The 16,700-nt window shown below is 66.6% G+C and carries 20 protein-coding genes; 12 read left to right on the plus strand and 8 right to left on the minus strand.

Annotated elements, in window-relative coordinates:
• Nucleotides 1-88 precede the first annotated feature (88 nt).
• The 6 genes from crtY (at nt 89) to AC1VVM_RS00715 (ending at nt 5,413) form a co-directional block, all read left to right on the plus strand.
• Nucleotides 89-1,303: a lycopene beta-cyclase CrtY gene (gene crtY, locus AC1VVM_RS00690; RefSeq protein WP_482955607.1), complete on the plus strand. Its 1,215-nt coding sequence runs from the start codon at nt 89-91 to the stop codon at nt 1,301-1,303.
• Complete coding sequence (locus AC1VVM_RS00695; protein ID WP_132387168.1) at nt 1,300-2,793, plus strand: phytoene desaturase; 1,494 nt, start codon at nt 1,300-1,302, stop codon at nt 2,791-2,793. The genes crtY and AC1VVM_RS00695 overlap by 4 nt, the downstream gene beginning before the upstream one ends.
• Nucleotides 2,790-3,227 (plus strand): hypothetical protein, encoded by a 438-nt coding sequence (locus AC1VVM_RS00700; RefSeq protein WP_482904851.1) that lies wholly within the window; start codon nt 2,790-2,792, stop codon nt 3,225-3,227. Before AC1VVM_RS00695 ends, AC1VVM_RS00700 begins: the two co-directional genes overlap by 4 nt.
• A 1-nt stretch (nt 3,228) precedes the next feature.
• A complete protein-coding gene (locus AC1VVM_RS00705; RefSeq protein ID WP_482955608.1) occupies nt 3,229-3,825 on the plus strand; it encodes an LOG family protein in 597 nt (198 codons plus the stop codon).
• A gap of 7 nt (nt 3,826-3,832) precedes the next feature.
• On the plus strand, nt 3,833-4,810 hold the full coding sequence (locus AC1VVM_RS00710) for a phytoene/squalene synthase family protein (RefSeq protein WP_482904852.1): 978 nt from the start codon (nt 3,833-3,835) through the stop codon (nt 4,808-4,810).
• 456 nt (nt 4,811-5,266) lie between these two features.
• Complete coding sequence (locus AC1VVM_RS00715; protein WP_132387176.1) at nt 5,267-5,413, plus strand: lmo0937 family membrane protein; 147 nt, start codon at nt 5,267-5,269, stop codon at nt 5,411-5,413.
• Between the two features lie 12 nt (nt 5,414-5,425).
• Here AC1VVM_RS00715 and AC1VVM_RS00720 read toward each other — a convergent pair whose 3' ends face one another.
• From AC1VVM_RS00720 to AC1VVM_RS00735, 4 genes are all read right to left on the minus strand, one after another.
• Entirely contained in the window at nt 5,426-6,697 is a 1,272-nt protein-coding gene (locus tag AC1VVM_RS00720; RefSeq protein ID WP_482904853.1) for a multidrug effflux MFS transporter, read from the minus strand.
• A gap of 71 nt (nt 6,698-6,768) precedes the next feature.
• Nucleotides 6,769-7,158, minus strand: a complete 390-nt coding sequence (locus AC1VVM_RS00725) for a type II toxin-antitoxin system death-on-curing family toxin (protein WP_482904854.1) — start codon at nt 7,156-7,158, stop codon at nt 6,769-6,771.
• A 5-nt stretch (nt 7,159-7,163) separates the two neighbouring features.
• On the minus strand, nt 7,164-7,391 hold the full coding sequence (locus AC1VVM_RS00730) for an AbrB/MazE/SpoVT family DNA-binding domain-containing protein (protein WP_132387493.1): 228 nt from the start codon (nt 7,389-7,391) through the stop codon (nt 7,164-7,166).
• 40 nt (nt 7,392-7,431) lie between these two features.
• Complete coding sequence (locus AC1VVM_RS00735) at nt 7,432-8,190, minus strand: DUF72 domain-containing protein (protein WP_482904855.1); 759 nt, start codon at nt 8,188-8,190, stop codon at nt 7,432-7,434.
• Between the two features lie 72 nt (nt 8,191-8,262).
• Between AC1VVM_RS00735 and AC1VVM_RS00740 the strand changes: the two genes are divergently transcribed.
• Entirely contained in the window at nt 8,263-8,571 is a 309-nt protein-coding gene (locus AC1VVM_RS00740) for an alkylphosphonate utilization protein (protein ID WP_482904856.1), read from the plus strand.
• Between the two features lie 176 nt (nt 8,572-8,747).
• Here AC1VVM_RS00740 and AC1VVM_RS00745 read toward each other — a convergent pair whose 3' ends face one another.
• Together AC1VVM_RS00745 and thiC are read right to left on the minus strand one after the other, a co-directional pair.
• A complete protein-coding gene (locus AC1VVM_RS00745) occupies nt 8,748-9,032 on the minus strand; it encodes a hypothetical protein (protein ID WP_132387186.1) in 285 nt (94 codons plus the stop codon).
• Between the two features lie 132 nt (nt 9,033-9,164).
• A complete protein-coding gene (gene thiC / locus AC1VVM_RS00750) occupies nt 9,165-11,045 on the minus strand; it encodes a phosphomethylpyrimidine synthase ThiC (RefSeq protein ID WP_482904857.1) in 1,881 nt (626 codons plus the stop codon).
• 240 nt (nt 11,046-11,285) lie between these two features.
• Between thiC and AC1VVM_RS00755 the strand changes: the two genes are divergently transcribed.
• Nucleotides 11,286-11,918: an SOS response-associated peptidase family protein gene (locus AC1VVM_RS00755; protein WP_482904858.1), complete on the plus strand. Its 633-nt coding sequence runs from the start codon at nt 11,286-11,288 to the stop codon at nt 11,916-11,918.
• A 3-nt stretch (nt 11,919-11,921) separates the two neighbouring features.
• On the opposite strand, the gene AC1VVM_RS00760 is transcribed toward AC1VVM_RS00755, so the two are convergent.
• On the minus strand, nt 11,922-12,320 hold the full coding sequence (locus AC1VVM_RS00760; RefSeq protein ID WP_482904859.1) for a hypothetical protein: 399 nt from the start codon (nt 12,318-12,320) through the stop codon (nt 11,922-11,924).
• A 107-nt stretch (nt 12,321-12,427) separates the two neighbouring features.
• Between AC1VVM_RS00760 and AC1VVM_RS00765 the strand changes: the two genes are divergently transcribed.
• Nucleotides 12,428-13,024, plus strand: coding sequence for a uracil-DNA glycosylase family protein (locus tag AC1VVM_RS00765; RefSeq protein WP_482955609.1), 597 nt, complete (start codon nt 12,428-12,430; stop codon nt 13,022-13,024).
• A 116-nt stretch (nt 13,025-13,140) separates the two neighbouring features.
• On the opposite strand, the gene AC1VVM_RS00770 is transcribed toward AC1VVM_RS00765, so the two are convergent.
• Nucleotides 13,141-14,670 (minus strand): sensor histidine kinase, encoded by a 1,530-nt coding sequence (locus tag AC1VVM_RS00770; protein WP_482955610.1) that lies wholly within the window; start codon nt 14,668-14,670, stop codon nt 13,141-13,143.
• 129 nt (nt 14,671-14,799) lie between these two features.
• On the opposite strand from AC1VVM_RS00770, the gene AC1VVM_RS00775 reads away from it, so the two are divergent.
• The 3 genes from AC1VVM_RS00775 to AC1VVM_RS00785 are packed head-to-tail and all read left to right on the plus strand — an operon-like array spanning nt 14,800 to nt 16,685.
• The gene (locus AC1VVM_RS00775; protein ID WP_482904861.1) at nt 14,800-16,272 is read left to right on the plus strand and encodes a helicase HerA domain-containing protein; all 1,473 of its coding nucleotides are present in this window, start codon (nt 14,800-14,802) and stop codon (nt 16,270-16,272) included.
• Nucleotides 16,273-16,281: 9 nt separating this feature from the next.
• Nucleotides 16,282-16,482 carry a DUF4169 family protein gene (locus tag AC1VVM_RS00780; protein ID WP_482955611.1) on the plus strand — a complete coding sequence of 67 codons (201 nt, stop codon included), beginning with the start codon at nt 16,282-16,284 and terminating at the stop codon, nt 16,480-16,482.
• A complete protein-coding gene (locus tag AC1VVM_RS00785; protein WP_482904862.1) occupies nt 16,482-16,685 on the plus strand; it encodes a hypothetical protein in 204 nt (67 codons plus the stop codon). Before AC1VVM_RS00780 ends, AC1VVM_RS00785 begins: the two co-directional genes overlap by 1 nt.
• The last annotated feature ends 15 nt before the right edge of the window (nt 16,686-16,700 follow it).

Here is a 16,700-nt window from a genome sequence, read left to right on the forward strand (position 1 = left end):
GCCAAGCTGCGCATCCGGGAACACTAAATCCCTTCGGGTAACCGACTGAGCCGTTCCATTTATCCATTATCCGCCTAAACGTGGTGCGATGACTGCTCGCACCTGCAACCTGGCGATCCTTGGCGGCGGCCTTGCCGGCGCGCTGATCGCGCTCGCGATGGCGCGGCACCGTCCGGACTTGCGCGTGCTGCTGATCGAGCGCGGCAACACGTTGGGCGGCGAGCATGTCTGGTCGTTCTTCGAAAGCGACCTGAACGCGGAGGGTCGCGCTCTGGTGGAACCGCTGGTGGCGGCGCGCTGGCCCGGATACGACATTCACTTTCCCGCATTTTCGCGCAGGCTCTCCACCCCCTACGCCAGCGTGACGAGCGACCGGCTGGACAGCGCTGTGCGCGCGGCGTTGCCTGCGCAAGCCGTGCTCACCGGGGCGGACGTGCGCCACGCCACGCCGGTCTCGGTCACGCTGGCGGATGGCACCGAGATTGCCGCCGATGCAGTGATCGACGCGCGCGGCGCGCGGGCTCTGCCCCACATGGCAGGCGGATGGCAGAAATTTGCGGGGCAGATGCTGCGCCTCTCCGCGCCGCACGGGCTCGACCGCCCGGTGGTGATGGATGCGCGGGTCGAGCAGGTAGACGGCTATCGCTTCGTCTATGCCCTGCCCTTCTCGCCCACCGAGGTCTTCGTCGAGGATACGTACTACGCCGATAGTCCCGTGCTGGACCTGCCGGTGCTGCACGCCCGCATCGCCGACTATGCGCGGCAACGCGGCTGGCAGGTGGCGGCTGTGGACTATCAGGAAACCGGGGTGCTGCCGGTGATCGCCGCCGGGGATTTCGAGGCGTTCTGGGCCGCAACGGGCGAGCCGGAAATGGCGCGGGCCGGGACGCGTGCAGCGCTGGTTCATCCGCTCACGTCCTATTCGCTGCCCGACGCGGTGCGGTTCGCGCATCATCTCACCACTCTCGACAACCTCTCGGGCAACAGCCTAGGAAGGGCCAGCCATGCATGGGCCGCAAACCATTGGCGCGGGGGGCGCTACTATCGGATGTTGACTCGCATGCTGTTCGCTGCCGCACCGCCCGGTGCGCGCTGGCGCGTGCTCGAACGTTTCTACCGGCTGCCCGAGCCGCTGGTGGAGCGTTTCTACGCGGGCCGATCGACGCTGGCAGACCGCGCCCGGCTGCTGATCGGTCGTCCGCCGGTGCCGGTGGGTGCCGCGCTGGCCAGCCTTTCCGGCGGCGGCAGGGCGCTTGCGGACCTTGGCGCCGATCTTGGCATCACACGGGAACCTTTGCGATGAATACTGTCGAGTCCAGCAGGGCCTGCGTCGTCGGCGCCGGTTTCGGCGGCCTCGCCCTCGCCATCCGCCTGCAAAGCGCGGGCGTGGCAACCACTCTGGTCGAAGCGGGCCAGCAAGTGGGCGGCCGGGCCTGGGTCCGCGAGCAGGAGGGCTTCACGTTCGACGGCGGCCCCACCGTCATCACCGATCCCGCCGCCCTGCGCGAACTCTGGGCCCTGTCCGGCAACGACATGGCAAGCGACATCGAACTGATGCCGGTCATGCCGTTCTACCGGCTCAACTGGACCGACGGCGTAACGTTCGATTACGCGAACGACGAGCCCGCGCTGCGCCGCGAGATTGCCCGCGTCGCCCCTAATGACATCGGCGGCTACGAGGAATTCTCGCGCTATGCCGCCGGGGTCTATCAAGAGGGCTACGTCAAGCTGGGGCACCAGGCATTCCTCGATTTCAGCAGCATGGTGAAGGCCGCGCCGGCGCTGGCCCGCTATCAGGCCTGGCGCTCGGTCTATTCGATGGTCAGCCACTATGTGAAGGACGAGCACCTGCGGCAGGCGCTCTCGTTCCACACGCTGCTGGTGGGCGGCAATCCGATGACCACCAGCGCGATCTATGCGCTGATCCACAAGCTGGAAAAGGACGGCGGCGTCTGGTGGGCGCGCGGCGGCACCAACAAGCTGGCGCAGGCGATGGCCCGCCAGTTCGAGCGGATCGGCGGCACCCTGCGGCTGGGCGACAAAGTCGCGCACATCCACACGGTGGGCGATCAGGTTACCGAAGTCGAATGCGAGAGCGGCTGGAAAGCTCGCTTCGACGCCATCGCCAGCAATGGCGACATCATGCACTCCTACCGCGACTTGCTGGCAGGCAGCATGCGCGGGCAGGAAATGGCGAAGAAGCTGGCGCACAAGCGGTATTCGCCCAGCGTCTTCGTCGTCCACTTCGGCCTTGAAGGGGCATGGCCGGGCATTCCGCACCACTCCGTGCTGTTCGGCCCGCGCTACAAGGGCCTGCTGGACGATATCTACGAGCACGGCGTGCTGCCGCGCGACTTCTCGATCTATCTCCACCACCCCAGCGTCACCGATCCCTCGATGGCGCCCGCCGGCAAGAGCACGTTCTATGCGCTGGTGCCGGTGGCCAACATGGGCAAGCTGCCGGTCGACTGGGACGAAGTGGGCCCGGTGCTGGAACGCCGCGTGCTCGCCGAAGTGAGCCGCCGCCTGATCCCCGATCTGGACGACCGGATCGTCACCAAGTTCCACTATGCCCCGCCCGATTTCGAACGCGATTTCGGCGCCTACAAGGGCAATGCCTTCAGCCTTGAGCCGCTGCTGACGCAGAGCGCATGGTTCCGGGGGCACAATCGGGACGACAAGCTGAAGAATTTCTACCTCGTCGGCGCCGGGACTCACCCGGGCGCGGGCATTCCCGGCGTCGTCGCCAGTGCCAAGGCCACGGCCAAGCTGATGGTCGAGCAACTGCGATGAGCCGCGAGGTCAATGCGCTGAACGCCGCATGGGGCTGGACCGGCGTCACCTTCGCCGAAGTGGTGGCGCACAGCCTGATGGGCCACGCGCTGGTCACCGACAGCACCGGCGCCTTCCACTACCTCGACCCCGACCTTGGCGAACTGACGATGCTGGGGGACGAGGCCGCCGCCAGCGCGCACATGGCGCTGGAAGAGACGCAGGCGATCTGGCGCGCCACGGCCCTGGTAGAGGCGGCGGCGAAGCGACTGGGCCCGCCCGCGATTGGGGAAGTCTACAGTCTCACGCTTCCGGCCTTGCTCGCGGGCGACTATGCGCACGAGAATCTGATCAGGATCGAATTCGTGAAACTGATCTTTCTTACCGGCGACCTTGCCCGGCAGACACGCGATCTGCCGGATGGTGCGCCGGTCCAATTGAAGGTTATCGACTGACATGAAGCGTCTCGCGGTCTACTGCGGCTCGGCCACCCCCGCCGATCCGCGCTATATCGAACTCGCCCGCGAAGTGGGTGCGACTCTGGCCCGCAAGGGCATCGGCGTTGTCTACGGCGGCGGCAGACTGGGCCTGATGGGCGCGGTGGCCAGCGGCGCGATCGAGGCCGGCGGCGAAGTGATCGGCGTGATCCCCGAAGCGCTTACCGGCACCAACGGCGCGGGCGGCGAAGTTGCCAACCACGACTGCACCGAACTGCACATCGTCAAGACCATGCACGAGCGCAAGGCCGAGTTCACGCGCCTGTCGGACGGCTTCATCGTCATCCCCGGCGGCGTCGGCACCATGGACGAGCTGTGGGAAGCGGTAAGCTGGGCCCAGCTCGGCTATCACGACAAGCCGGTGGGCGTGCTCAATGCCTTCGGGTTCTACGACCTGCTGCTGGCCTTCAACCGCCGCATGGCCGAAACCGGCTTCGTGCGCCCCGCACATCAGGGCATCATCATGGCCGAAACCGAACTGGAGGCCCTGCTGGACCGCATGGCGGCGCATGAGCCGATCGTGCCGATCGTGCGGATGGACCCGAAGACGCTCTAGACCCGCCATGACGTCTGATCGCACCGCTCTGGTAGAGGCCGCCCGCAAATCGATCCGCAAGGGTTCGAAAAGCTTTGCGGCGGCCAGCCGGCTGTTCGATCGGACCACGCGGGAGCGGGTCTGGCTGCTCTACGCCTGGTGCCGCGCCTGCGACGACATTGCCGACGAGCAGGACCACGGCCGCGCCGCCCGCGCGGTGCCGCTGGGCACGCGGCTCGCCCCGCAGGACCGGCTGGCGACGATCCGCACGCTGACCGAACTCGCGATGGCAGGCGAATCCACCGGTACCCCCGCTTTCGACGCGCTGGCGCAGCTCCGCCGCGAAGTGCCGATTGCCGATGGGCTGATCGAGGACGTGCTGGCCGGCTTCGCGCTGGACGCCGCCGACTGGCGCCCGCGCAGCGAGGCGGACATGCTGCGCTATTGCTACCACGTCGCCGGGGCCGTCGGCGTCATCATGGCGCTGGTCATGGGCGTGGACGCCGGGGATGACGACACGCTGGACCGCGCCTGCGACCTCGGCATCGCATTCCAGCTTGCCAATATCGTGCGCGATGTCTGGGAAGATGACGCGCATGGCCGCTGCTACCTGCCGGAAGAATGGCTGGCCGAAGCCGACATCCCGCCCGGCGAAGTGACCAAGCCGCACTATCGCGGCGCGCTGGTGCCCATGGTGGCGCGCGCCTGCGGCCTCTCGCGCGATTACGAGGCATCGGCCCGCGTCGGCGTGACCCGGCTCGCCTTCCGCCAGCGCTGGGCGGTGCTGGCCGCCGCCGATATCTACGGCGGCATTGCAAGGGGCGTGGAGAAACTGGGCAGCCATGCCTGGGACCACCGCGTGCGCACGTCGGGCATGCGCAAGCTGGTATATCTCTGGCAGTCCTGGTGGGAAGCGCGGCGATCTCCGGCGCTGGACGCCGCCCCGCACCCGGCTCTGTCACGCCGCGAACTGGCGGACATGGCCCATAACCGACCGACACACTGACCGGGCTGAGGAACTTGCGAGGCGAGGCCATCCCGCTTCGCAATCGAAACAAGCCTGCGCCGAACCATAAAACCCCGTCGTCCCCGCGAAGGCGGGGACCCCGCTTTTCTTTTCACAACGCCGCGCCAATCCGCAGCATCCGCGGTCGAATAATCAAGAAGAAGCGCACAAAAACAGGCAGGCCGCCGGTTCTTCCCGGCCGGCCCGTCATGCCTGTCAATTTTCTGAAACTGTGGACCCGAGGGGCGGTAGCGAGATGCGCGCAAGGGCGATTCGCGGTCGCAGGGGGACCATGCCCGGCCCGATACCGGACGGCAACCGCCCGGCGCCCTGCAATCTGCCGTCCGCCCCGCGCCTGAGACGAGTTGCATTTTTCGGCATCCAGACCGCACCATCGCATGCAGCCAAGCGCGCCGATGCGCGTTTCTATCGGTGTCTCACGAAGGAGAAGATGCCATGCTTTTCACCATCGCCGCCATCCTCATTGTTCTCTGGCTGCTCGGCTTTGTCGTGTTCCACGTTACGGGCGCGCTGATCCATGTCCTGCTGGTGGTCGCGATCATCGTCGGCCTTGTGCAGCTGTTCCGCGGCCGAAGCGTCTAGCCCGTCAGGCTGCTAGAACTCGTGCCCCGCCGTTGGCGGGTGCGCCTTGTAGAAGCCGGGCGGGTTGACCCTGCGGAAGAGCCGCCCCTTCTCCGAATACAATACCAGAACCAGTGAAATCAGCCCGCAAACCACCATGGCGCCCAGGATCGGTCGCGCCGTCCCGTCATAGGCCTGCCCGATCAGCGAGCCGAGCCCGGCGCCCAGCACCGTGCGCACGAACGACATGACCGAAGCCGCCGCGCCCGCGATCCGCGCGAACGGCTGGAGCGAGATCGCCTGGAAGTTCGCGCCGATGAAGCTCATCATGCACATGGTGGCGGTCATCAACGGGATGAAGGTCCACAGCGTCTCGCCGCGCATCGCCAGCGCCAGATGGATCGCGGCGAACAGGATGTAACAGAGCAGCGCGGTGTGCGAGACACGCCGCGCGCCGAACTTCTCGACGATGCGCGAATTGGCGAAGTTGGAGCAGGCCATGACCAGCGCCATGCTGCCGAACACCAAGGGGAAAAGCGTGCCGGCGCCGAAGTGCTCACCCACCAGCTGCTGCGCCGAGTTGATGTAGCCGAACAGCGCCCCCTGCACGAAAGCCGCGCCAAGGAAGTAACCGAGCGAGGCCCGCTCCTTCAGCGCCATCGCCATGTTGCCCGCGATCACGCGCGGCCGGATCGGCTGGCGATAATCGGCATGCAGCGTCTCGGGCAGGCGCAGCGCGCTCCACGCGAGGACCAGCACGCCCATCGTGCACATGATCCCGAAGATCCAGCGCCACCCGGCAAAGAGCAGCACGGTCTGCCCGATCATCGGCGCCACCATCGGCACTACCATGAACGTCATCGCCACCAGCGACTGCGTGCGGGCCATGCGGTCGCCATCGAAGCGATCGCGCAGGATGGTCATCGGCATGACCATCATCGCCGAACAGAACGCGCCCATGAACCCGCGCGCGATCAGCAGCAGCATGAAACTGCCCGAAATCGCACAGAGGAAGGCGGTGAGCACGTAAGCCGCGATCGCGGTAATCACCACCGGCCGTCGCCCGAACCGGTCCGCCAGCGCGCCGGGAAACAGCGAGCCGAGCCCCGAGCAGATAAGGAAGACGCCGACGATAAGCTGGCGGCTATTCGGATCGGTCAGCCGCAAATCGTGCGAAATCGCGCCAAGCGCGGGTAGCATGACATCGATCGAGAGCGCCATCAGCGCCTGGAGCGAGGCCATCAAGGCGACGAATTCGACTTCCCCCATCGGGAAGCGGTCGGACCTGGCATCGGCGGACTGCATGCCCAAGCCCATGCCGCATGCGCGAAGCGAGCGCCAGCCCCTTGCCGCGGTTTCCGTGCTTTGGGGCCGATTCAGGGCCGGGCGATGTGTTCCCGGAACCAGTCGGCCAGTTCCTCTTCCGACAGTTCGCCCCCGGCAAGTGCCACGAAAGCGACGACCATTTCGGCATCGCTTGCCGTGAGGACATGGCCGTGCAGCATCAGGAAGGTTTCCGCGATCACCGCCGCCGTGCGCTTGTTGCCGTCCAAGAAAGGATGATTGCGCGCAATCCCAAAGGCATAGGCCGCCGCCAACGCGCAAGCATCCGGTTCGCCATATTCCGCGAGATTGCGCGGACGCGCCATGGCGCTTTCAAGCCCGCCCCGATCACGCACGCCATCTCCGCCGCCGTGTTCGACTATCTGCTCGGCGTGCGCCGCCAGAGCCACCTCATCGGCGATCCAGACCCAGCCTCTTGCCACGATGGCTACTTAGCGAGTTCGCGCAATGCCCGCTTGCGCCGCGCCATCACCTCGCGCGCAGCCGCCATCTGCGCCTCGAAATCCGGCTCCGCCGCCGAAAGCTCGATCCCGCGCGGTGTGACGACCACCGACAGGGCCTCCCCCACCTCGGCATGCAGATGCGTGAGCAACTCCTTGGGCAGGATAACACCTGCCGAATTGCCGATCCGGGTGATCTTGAGCGTGGTGTTCATACGCGAGTTATAACGAATTCAGGGCATGGATGCGAGGGGGTCAGCGCAGCTTTTCGATCAACGCCATTGCGGCGGCGGGGGCTCTTTCCTTGGCGCCGTTGATGAAGAACATGAAGACTTCCTTGCCGTCCTTCGACCAGTCGCGGGCGCGCTTTGCCCAAGCGTCGAGTTCGGCGTCGGGATAGCCCTGCTCGATTTCGGCGCGGGCATTCTGAAGGCGGGCGTAGAGGAACGGCGCATTCTCAGTGGCGTCGATCACCGGATACTTCGCGGAATCGGCAAGGATCACGGCAACCCCGGCTTTGTGTACGAGGTCGAAGAATGCCGGATCGTCGAAGCTCTCGTGACGCGCCTCGATGGCGTGACGCAGGGTCAGGCCCTCGTGCCTTGCGGGCAGCAGGGCCAGGAAGGCGGCGATTTCTTCGGCGTCGAACTTCTTGGTGGCGGCGAGTTGCCAGTTGATCGGGCCCAGCTTGTCGCCCAGTTCGACCAGGCCCTGCTCGACGAAGTTCCTGACACTCTCTCCCGCCTCGCCGAGGTTCTTGCGGTTCGTGCAATAGCGCGAGCCTTTCAGCGCGAAGCGGAAGCCGTCCGGCACCGTATCGCGCCACTTGGCGAAGCTGGCCGGTTTCTGGCGGCCGTAGAACGTGGCGTTGATCTCGGTTCCCGTAAGGTGCTGGCCGACATATTCCAGCTCGCGCGCCTTGGAGACCGTCTTGGGGTAGAACGTCTCGCGCCAGGGGTCGTAGCTCCAGCCGCCGATACCGATATGGATGCTGCCCTGCTTGCCCGCGCTCATGCCCGATCTCTCCTTGGTGCTCGCCAAAGCCAGCTTGCCCTGTCATGGGCAGCGATAACAGGAGAATACGACATGTCGGGCGACGACGAAGACTATATCTACGACGAAGAGAGCGGCGAATGGCTGCCCGCTTCCGAGCTTGCGGCCAAGCGGGCGGCGGCGGACACCGTCGAAGTGCGCGATGCGGTCGGCAACCTGCTGGCGGACGGCGATGCGGTGACGCTAATCAAAGATCTGGACGTGAAGGGTGCGGGGCAAACGCTCAAGCGCGGCACGCTGATCCCCTCGATCCGGCTGACCGGCGATGCGCAGGAGATCGACTGCAAGTATCCCGGCATCAAGGGCCTCGTCCTGCGCGCGGAGTTCGTGCGCAAGCGGTAGTCGCGCGCCGAAGCCATCCTTCCCTTCGTCATTGCGAGCGCAGCGAAGCAATCCAGGGGCGCGTGGAGCCGCTCTGGATTGCTTCGCTGCGCTCGCAATGACGGGGAACGGGGCAAGAAGGTTCGCCGGGACGCTAGGCGGATTTCAGACGCGGCGGCGGAGCATCCCGGGTTCGGCTATCCCTTGGAAAGCCGCTTGCGATTGGCCCTGACGCGTTTGCGATAGTGCCGCACGGCCTTGCGCGCCGCCTTTTCGGGCGCGATCGGGCCGCCCCAGAACAGCTTGGCAGCGAGTTCGGCATTGGCCTCCACCTTTTCGGTGACCATGCGCATGTTTTCGTGGCTGCTGCCCTGGCCGGTCATCATGTCCGAGGTCCGCATCCCGATAACCATCATGGAATCGGCCCAGAGCCAGTAGCTTTCTTGGGCCAACTTCATCCAGTCGGCGGTGGGGTTGTGCATGGAATCGGAACTCCTGAGTGGTCCCCATTCTAGCACCCCCTTTCGCAACCGCGAAGGCGAGAGACCCCGTTTTTCTTGCAGTGCAGCGCAAAAAGAAACGAGGCCCCGCCTGACGGGCGAATTTGCGCGGGTTCAGTCGTGCTCGCGGCCGCCCGCGCCCATGTAGAGTTCGCTGCCGGTTTCCCTGAACACCTTGCTCATTTCCTGCATCCCGGCATCCGCAGCGCGTTCTTCGACCGGCTCGGGATGCGCGGCGAGGAAGGCGTCGCTCGGCTGGTTCTGCTTCGCCGCAAAGTCGCGCACTTCCTGGCTGATCTTCATCGAACAGAACTTCGGCCCGCACATCGAGCAGAAATGCGCGGATTTGGCGCCCTCCGCCGGAAGCGTCTGGTCGTGGTACTGCTCGGCCGTGTCGGGATCGAGGCTGAGGTTGAACTGGTCGCGCCAGCGGAACTCGAAACGGGCGCGAGACAGCGCATCGTCGCGAACTTTGGCGGCCGGGTGCCCCTTGGCCAGATCGGCGGCATGGGCGGCCAGCTTGTAAGTGACGACGCCGACCTTCACGTCGTCGCGGTCCGGCAGGCCAAGGTGCTCCTTGGGCGTGACGTAGCAGAGCATCGCCGTGCCGTACCAGCCGATCATGGCCGCGCCGATGCCGCTGGTGATATGGTCGTAGCCCGGCGCAATGTCGGTCACGAGCGGCCCGAGGGTGTAGAACGGCGCCTCGCCGCAAGCCTCAAGCTGCTTTTCCATGTTCTCCTTCACCTTGTGCATCGGCACATGGCCCGGCCCCTCGATCATCACCTGCACGTCCTGCGCCCAGGCGCGCTTGGTCAGTTCGCCAAGGGTGTAGAGTTCGGCGAACTGCGCCTCGTCATTGGCGTCCGCGATCGAGCCGGGGCGCAGGCCGTCGCCCAGCGAGTAGGCGACGTCGTAGGCCTTCATGATCTCGGTGATTTCATCGAAGCGTTCGTAGAGGAACGATTCCTTGTGATGGGCAAGGCACCACTTGGCCATGATCGAGCCGCCGCGGCTGACGATGCCGGTCACGCGCTTGGCCGCAAGCGGCACGAACGGCAGGCGCACGCCGGCGTGGATCGTGAAGTAGTCCACGCCCTGCTCGGCCTGTTCGATCAGGGTGTCGCGGAACACTTCCCAGGTCAGGTCCTCGGCGATGCCGCCGACCTTTTCCAGCGCCTGATAGATCGGCACGGTGCCGATCGGCACGGGCGAGTTGCGGATGATCCATTCGCGGGTGTCGTGAATGTTGCGGCCGGTCGACAGGTCCATCACCGTGTCCGCGCCCCAGCGGATCGACCAGACCATCTTGTCCACCTCGCTCGCCACGTCCGAGGCAACGGCGGAGTTGCCGATATTGGCGTTGATCTTGACCAGGAAGTTACGCCCGATCGCCATCGGCTCGCTTTCGGGGTGGTTGATGTTGGAGGGGATGATCGCCCGGCCGCGCGCCACTTCCTTGCGCACGAATTCGGGCGTCACGTAGTCCGGGATCGCCGCGCCCCAGTCCTGCCCGTCGCGGACGTATTCCTTCAGCATTGCACGGCCGAGGTTCTCGCGCTCGGCGACGTATTCCATCTCCGGCGTGATGATGCCGGCCCTCGCGTAATGCATCTGGCTGACGTTCATGCCCGGCTTGGCGCGCAGCGGGCGTTTCACCACGTTGGGGAAGGCCGGGACGCCGCCCGAGCGGTCAGGGCCGAGCTGGCCGTTGTCCTCGGGCTTCACGGCGCGGGCGTCGTATTCCTCGACATCGCCGCGCGCCATGATCCATTCGCGGCGCTTGGCGGCGAGGCCCGCCGCGATGTCGATAGTGACGTTTGGATCAGTGTAGGGGCCGGAGGTGTCGTAGACACGAACCGGCGCCTCGCCCGATCCGGGCTCAAGGTGGATTTCCCGCATGGCAACGCCGAGCGGCCCGACGTGAATCTTCTTCGACCCGCGAATGGGTCCGGTAGTAACGCCGATTTCCAGTTTGGAATTGATGTCGGCCATAAGCGATTTCCTTCGACTTATGGACGAAAGAAAGGTCGCGACAGAATAGTCCTGTGGCCCGCCCTTCCCTCCGCCCGTGTTAACGGGTTCAGGTTCAACGGGTCGGGCAGCGTGACCTGCCCCTCTCAGCCATTTGTTTCCGTTCGGCTTTCGGGATTCGAAAGCCTTGGGCACAAGCTCCCCGGGGATGGCGGGGACAATAGACGCGGCGTTTACAGGCGTCTAGACCGCCAACGAGACATGCCGGTAATCTATCGCCTCGACGCGCCCGCCTCCGAAGTCGCCCGTGCCATGGGCGCGGAAGCAGGCAATGATCCGTGGAGCGGCGGCCCTATTTCCGCCGGTGGCTTCGCGCCGATCATCACCATGGGGCGCGAGTTCGTGGCGGGGCCGCGTCCGCAGCACCGCCTCCCCCGCCGCATGATCCCGCGCCTCTGGGGCGTGCCGCCGCCGCCCGCCGCGTTCGACGAGCGCCGCCACGGCATTCTCACGGTCCGCAATCCGGGTAGTCCGTTCTGGACCGGCAACTTGCGCAATAGCGAGTTCCGCTGCCTCGTCCCCGCCACCGCCTTCATGGAATGGGGCAAGGCGGACCCGCGCGACGGCAAGCGGCGGCAATGCTGGTTCGGCACGTCCGACCAGCCGATCTTCGCGATGGCGGCGGTGTGGAAGGACAGCGAAGTGCCCAGCTTCGCGCTGCTTACCTGCCCTGCCAATGCGGCGCTGCGCAGCGAAGGGCGCGACACCATGCCGGTGATCCTGCCCGCCGATCCGGCCGCGCACAACCTCTGGCTGCGCGGCGAATGGAAGCGCGCGGCGGAACTGATCGCGCCTTACTCCTCCTCGCTGATGACCATGCGCGTGGCGGGATGATATTCAGCGATTGATGAGAGCCGCCGCGATCAGCGCAAGCCCGAAGGCGGCCGAAATCCACGCCCATACTCTCGACAGGGGGCTGAACCGCCTGATCCAGACCCCGAGGTAGCGGTCGGGAATGGCAAGGATCAGCAGCGCCTCCGCCCCCATCAGCACGCCGATCACGTTCATCACACGCGACAGCCAGTCGGGTGAGGACCACGGGTTGAGGAACCAGATCGCCACGCCGACAGGGAACTCGATCATCGCCGTCAGGAGTTGCAACGCGGGCGAGCGGGTGATCTCGTCCAGCAGTTTCTGCCAGTGGCCAGGCCGCTGCAATTCGCCAAGGCTGGTGAAGAGCGTGAACAGTCCGAGAAGCAGCGCGGACCAATGGGAAATCGGCACAAGCTCGTTCATGCGGAACCTCCGTATCTGAACAAGTGCCGGAAAGCGTTGTCGTTCCCGGCGAGCCGCGCGATCGCCCAAGGCTTGCGGCGGAGATCGGGGAACGCCATTTGCTTGCCGTGACCGATACGCCTGCCGATATCGATGCCCTGCTGCGCGCGATCCGGGCCTGCCGTGTCTGCGCCGCAAGCCTCCCGCACGAACCGCGCCCGGTGGTGCAGGCGGGCGTGAGCGCGCGCATTCTGGTGATCGGGCAGGCACCGGGCAGCAAGGTCCACGCCAGCGGCATTGCCTGGGACGACGACAGCGGCAACCGCTTGCGCGACTGGACCGGTCTATTGCCGGAGACGTTCTACGATCCCGCGCGGGTGGCCCATATGCCCAGCGGCTTTTGCTATCCCGGCAAGGGCTCCGGCGGCGACCTGCCTCCGCGCCCGGAATGCGCTCCGCTGTGGCACGGTCCTTTGCACGCTGAGTTGCCCGAGGTGCGGCTTACGCTGCTGGTGGGCCAATATGCGCAGAAACTTTACCTCCCGCGCGGCTTTGCGCCCAACCTGACCGAGGCCGTGCGCCATTGGCGCGAGGCGCCGGAGGGGCTGTTTCCGCTGCCTCATCCGGCATGGCGGAGCCGGTTGTGGATGGGGAAGAATCCGTGGTTCGAGGCGGAAGTTCTGCCCGATTTGCGAGCGCGAGTGCGCGCGGCGCTGGGGGATTAGGGTTTGGCCGATGAGGGCCCGCTTCGAATTGTGCGGTGCGCTTCTCTCGTTTCCGCTCAGGTTGAGCCTGTCGAAGCCGCCGAGGTGGGGCGCGAGGCCTCCATCCTTCGACAAGCTCAGGATGAGCGGAGTGGGGGTGGAGATGTTCGCGCTCCGTAATGCGAGATCATTTCCTGCCCCCTCCCAGCCCCGCTCAGGCTGAGCCTGTCGAAGCCCCCAAGGCGGGGCGCGAGGCCTCCATCCTTCGACAAGTTTTGCAGCACCCGGCGCAACAGGCGCGTGTCCGAGCGGACCCAGACCGCGCTCGCCGGCACGACGAGAGCCAGCCCCCCGCTTTCCGCCAAGGGCGCGAATTCCCGCTCCAGCGCGCCCAGCAACGGCGCCAGCGGCATGGCCCCGACCTCCGGATGGATTGCCCCGGCATCGAGCCGCGAGATCTCGAACAGCGCCTCCAGCAAGTCCTCCACCGAATCGAGCGCCGAGGCCGCCTGCCGCACGAGCACGCGGGGCCGCTCGGGCATGTCCTCGCCGTCGAGCGCCGAGACGAACAATCGCGCGGCATTGAGCGGCTGGAGCAGATCGTGGCTGGCCCCGGCAAGGAAACTGGTCTTCGAACGGTTGGCGCTTTCCGCCGCCTCGGTGGCGGCGACCAGCCGGTGGTTGACCTCCACCAGTTCGGCGGTGCGCTCGGCCACGCGGCGTTCGAGCGTCTCGGCCGTCTCGGTCAGCGAGCGGCGGAAGCGCACCTGATCGGTCACGTCGTCGAACGTGAAGACCATGCCCCCGCTGCCCAGCGGCACCGAACGCACGGTGATATGCCGCTGCCCCTCGGCATCCGCGAACATGCGGCAATCGGCCACCACGCGCGCGCCGCCGCCCACGCGCCATTCCAGCGCCTCGGGCCGGTCCAGCCCGCCCCGCTCGACGCACCAGCGCACCAGCACGTCATGCGTGGCGATCGGCGGGCGTTCGCCCTCGCCGCGGCCGGGCCCATCGAACCCCAGCAACATGTCGACGCCCTGGTTCCACGCCTGAAGCCGCCGGTGCGCGTCGAACAGGCAAACCCCTTCGGACAGCGTGTCGAGCGTGGCCTGCAAGGCAAGGTTGCGCTCACCCAGTTCGCGGGCACGCTGGCGGGCGTCCTCCGCCTTGACCGTGGTGACGTCGGTATAGATGCCGCCTTCGCGCGTGCGCAGCTCGTTGATCTGGATCCAGCGTCCATCGGCCAGCGCCTGCACATGCGCGCCGCGCGCCTCGCGGTGCAGGGCCACGCGGTCTTGCAGCCAGCGCTCGGGCGCGATGCGTGCGCCGATAGTGGCCCCCGCGTCCGCCATCTGCCGGGCGAGATCGAGGAACGAGGGCCCCGGCGCGGCATTCGCATGGCGCAGCGACTCGAACCACGGGAACATCCCGAAAAAGGCCTCGTTGCAGAGCACCAGCCGGTCCTCGGCATCGAACAGGGCGAATCCGTCGGCCAGCGAATCGATGGCATCGCGCAGCAGCGTCCGCGCGGCATCGGCAGTGGCATGCGCTTCGGCCAGATCGCGATGGGCCTCGGCCAGTCGGTCCAGCGCCTGCGACAGATCGGCCGTATCGGCGCATTCCGCTCCGGACTTCAATACCCTGCGCTTCACCGGATCCGCCACGCCGACGCGCTCCCGCTGCTGCCGCGATCATAGGCCGGTCGGGGCGGCGGGTGCCATTCGGGTGGCTACCTATGGATAAAGGGGTGGTGCCCCTTGCGCCGCGCCGCCCGCCTTTGCCAATAGGCCCTCGTGAGCGCCAACATCGTGATCGGACAGACGCCGGACGGCCAGCCGATCGAGATCGACATCAAGGAACTTCTCGCGACCCGCCTGCTGGTGCAGGGCAATTCCGGGTCCGGCAAGTCGCACCTGCTGCGCCGCCTGCTCGAAGAATCGGCCCCGATCGTGCAACAGGTGGTGATCGATCCCGAGGGCGACTTCGTCAGCCTTGCCGAGGAATTCGGTCATGTGGTGATCGACGGCGCGGCCTATGCCGAAAGCGAGATCGCCCGGCTTGGCGCGCGCATCCGCCAGCACCGCGCCTCGGTGGTCCTCGCGCTCGACGAGCTGGAGATCGACCAGCAGATGAAGTGCGCCGCGCAGTTCCTCAACGCCATGTTCGATGCCCCGCGCGAGCAGTGGTACCCGGTGCTGGTGGTGGTGGACGAAGCGCAGATGTTCGCGCCTGCCGCTGCCGGTGAAGTGACCGAAGAGGCCCGCCGCGTCAGCCTTGCGGCGATGACCAACCTGATGTGCCGTGGCCGCAAGCGCGGCCTGGCGGGCGTGATCGCCACCCAGCGTCTGGCCAAGCTGGCCAAGAACGTGGCGGCCGAAGCCTCGAACTTCCTGATGGGCCGCACCTTCCTGGACATCGACATGATTCGCGCTGCCGACCTGCTCGGCATGGAGCGGCGGCAGGCGGAAGCGATCCGCGATCTTGCGCGCGGTCAGTTCCTCGGCCTTGGCCCGGCGATCAGCCGCCGCCCGCTGGCGGTCAACATCGGCTCCGTGCGCACGGGCGCCAAGTCGGTGACGCCGGGGCTCACCCCGCTGCCCACCGCGACGACCGACGAACTGCGCGAGCTGCTGCACGACAATCTCCACGTCGAGCCCGAGCGCCCCGACTTCCACCGCCCGCCCCCGCGCCCGGCCATGGATGTCGAGGACTTGTCCGAATCGATCGCCGCCTCGCCCACGATCGCCGCCGCGCCGCCTGCCCGCCCGGAGCGGCCGGAGCCGGAGCCGGAGGAAAACCGCGCGGCGATGCTCGAAATTCTCAACGCGATGGCGAACGACGACGATTGCGCGTTCCAGCCTTCCACCACGCTGTTCCAGGACTTCACGATCCGCTGCCGGATGAAGGGCATCTCGGTACGCGGGCTGGACGCAACGATGTTCCGCCGGGGCTTCGCCGCCGCGCTCGCGGGGATCGAGGATCCGGAGGACGAGCGCTGGTTCGACCTGTTCAACCTGGCCAAGCACGTGCCGGACGACGCGCTGGCGCCGTTCTACCTGATCGCGCGCGCCGCCATGGAAGACCAGCCCTGCCCGGACGACATGGTGCTGGCGCGCATCTACGGCACCAGCAGCCCGCGCCGCGTGCAGCGCCTGCTGGACTATCTGGAAAAGGACGGCCTGATCGTGGTGCGCACCGACTTTTCGGGCAAGCGCTCGGTCGGGCTGCCCGATCTCGGGGTTACCACCGCGCCCGTTGAGGCGTAGAAGGATCTCATGGCCGAGATCATCAACCTGCGCGTGGCCCGCAAGGCGAAAGCCAGAGCCGAGACCAAAGCGCAGGCAGAGACCAACCGCGCGCAACACGGCCGCAGCAAGAGCGAACGCCGGGCAACCGAGGCGGAGATCGCCCGGATCGACCGCACCGTCGACGGCGCGAAGCGCGAACGCGCGGACCATGAAGGCGGGGACGACTGATGCGCACCACCAGCGGCGAGGCCAGTGTGCGCCTCTATCACCTCGACGGCGGCCCTGAGGGCGGCGGCGTGACCACGATTTTCTACGGCTCGCTGTGGGAAGCCATGGAGATCGCCGCGCAGCAGACCGAGGACGTGCAGGATGGCCTGTTCATCGCCACCGACAACGATGTGATCGCCTATATCGACCTGCTGGAGGGGTAAATCCCTGAAGCTCCT

Source organism: Novosphingobium sp. BL-S-33, assembly GCF_056857025.1.

Coding starts and splice junctions, on each gene's coding strand:
- AC1VVM_RS00730 (WP_132387493.1), bottom strand. CDS start 7,391: ATGAACACCACGCTCAAGATCACCCGGATCGGCAATTCGGCAGGTGTT.
- AC1VVM_RS00695 (WP_132387168.1), top strand. CDS start 1,300: ATGAATACTGTCGAGTCCAGCAGGGCCTGCGTCGTCGGCGCCGGTTTC.
- crtY (WP_482955607.1), top strand. CDS start 89: ATGACTGCTCGCACCTGCAACCTGGCGATCCTTGGCGGCGGCCTTGCC.
- AC1VVM_RS00780 (WP_482955611.1), top strand. CDS start 16,282: ATGGCCGAGATCATCAACCTGCGCGTGGCCCGCAAGGCGAAAGCCAGA.
- AC1VVM_RS00745 (WP_132387186.1), bottom strand. CDS start 9,032: ATGCACAACCCCACCGCCGACTGGATGAAGTTGGCCCAAGAAAGCTAC.
- AC1VVM_RS00740 (WP_482904856.1), top strand. CDS start 8,263: ATGTCGGGCGACGACGAAGACTATATCTACGACGAAGAGAGCGGCGAA.
- AC1VVM_RS00735 (WP_482904855.1), bottom strand. CDS start 8,190: ATGAGCGCGGGCAAGCAGGGCAGCATCCATATCGGTATCGGCGGCTGG.
- AC1VVM_RS00705 (WP_482955608.1), top strand. CDS start 3,229: ATGAAGCGTCTCGCGGTCTACTGCGGCTCGGCCACCCCCGCCGATCCG.
- AC1VVM_RS00760 (WP_482904859.1), bottom strand. CDS start 12,320: ATGAACGAGCTTGTGCCGATTTCCCATTGGTCCGCGCTGCTTCTCGGA.
- AC1VVM_RS00715 (WP_132387176.1), top strand. CDS start 5,267: ATGCTTTTCACCATCGCCGCCATCCTCATTGTTCTCTGGCTGCTCGGC.
- AC1VVM_RS00720 (WP_482904853.1), bottom strand. CDS start 6,697: ATGCAGTCCGCCGATGCCAGGTCCGACCGCTTCCCGATGGGGGAAGTC.
- AC1VVM_RS00755 (WP_482904858.1), top strand. CDS start 11,286: ATGCCGGTAATCTATCGCCTCGACGCGCCCGCCTCCGAAGTCGCCCGT.
- thiC (WP_482904857.1), bottom strand. CDS start 11,045: ATGGCCGACATCAATTCCAAACTGGAAATCGGCGTTACTACCGGACCC.
- AC1VVM_RS00785 (WP_482904862.1), top strand. CDS start 16,482: ATGCGCACCACCAGCGGCGAGGCCAGTGTGCGCCTCTATCACCTCGAC.
- AC1VVM_RS00710 (WP_482904852.1), top strand. CDS start 3,833: ATGACGTCTGATCGCACCGCTCTGGTAGAGGCCGCCCGCAAATCGATC.
- AC1VVM_RS00700 (WP_482904851.1), top strand. CDS start 2,790: ATGAGCCGCGAGGTCAATGCGCTGAACGCCGCATGGGGCTGGACCGGC.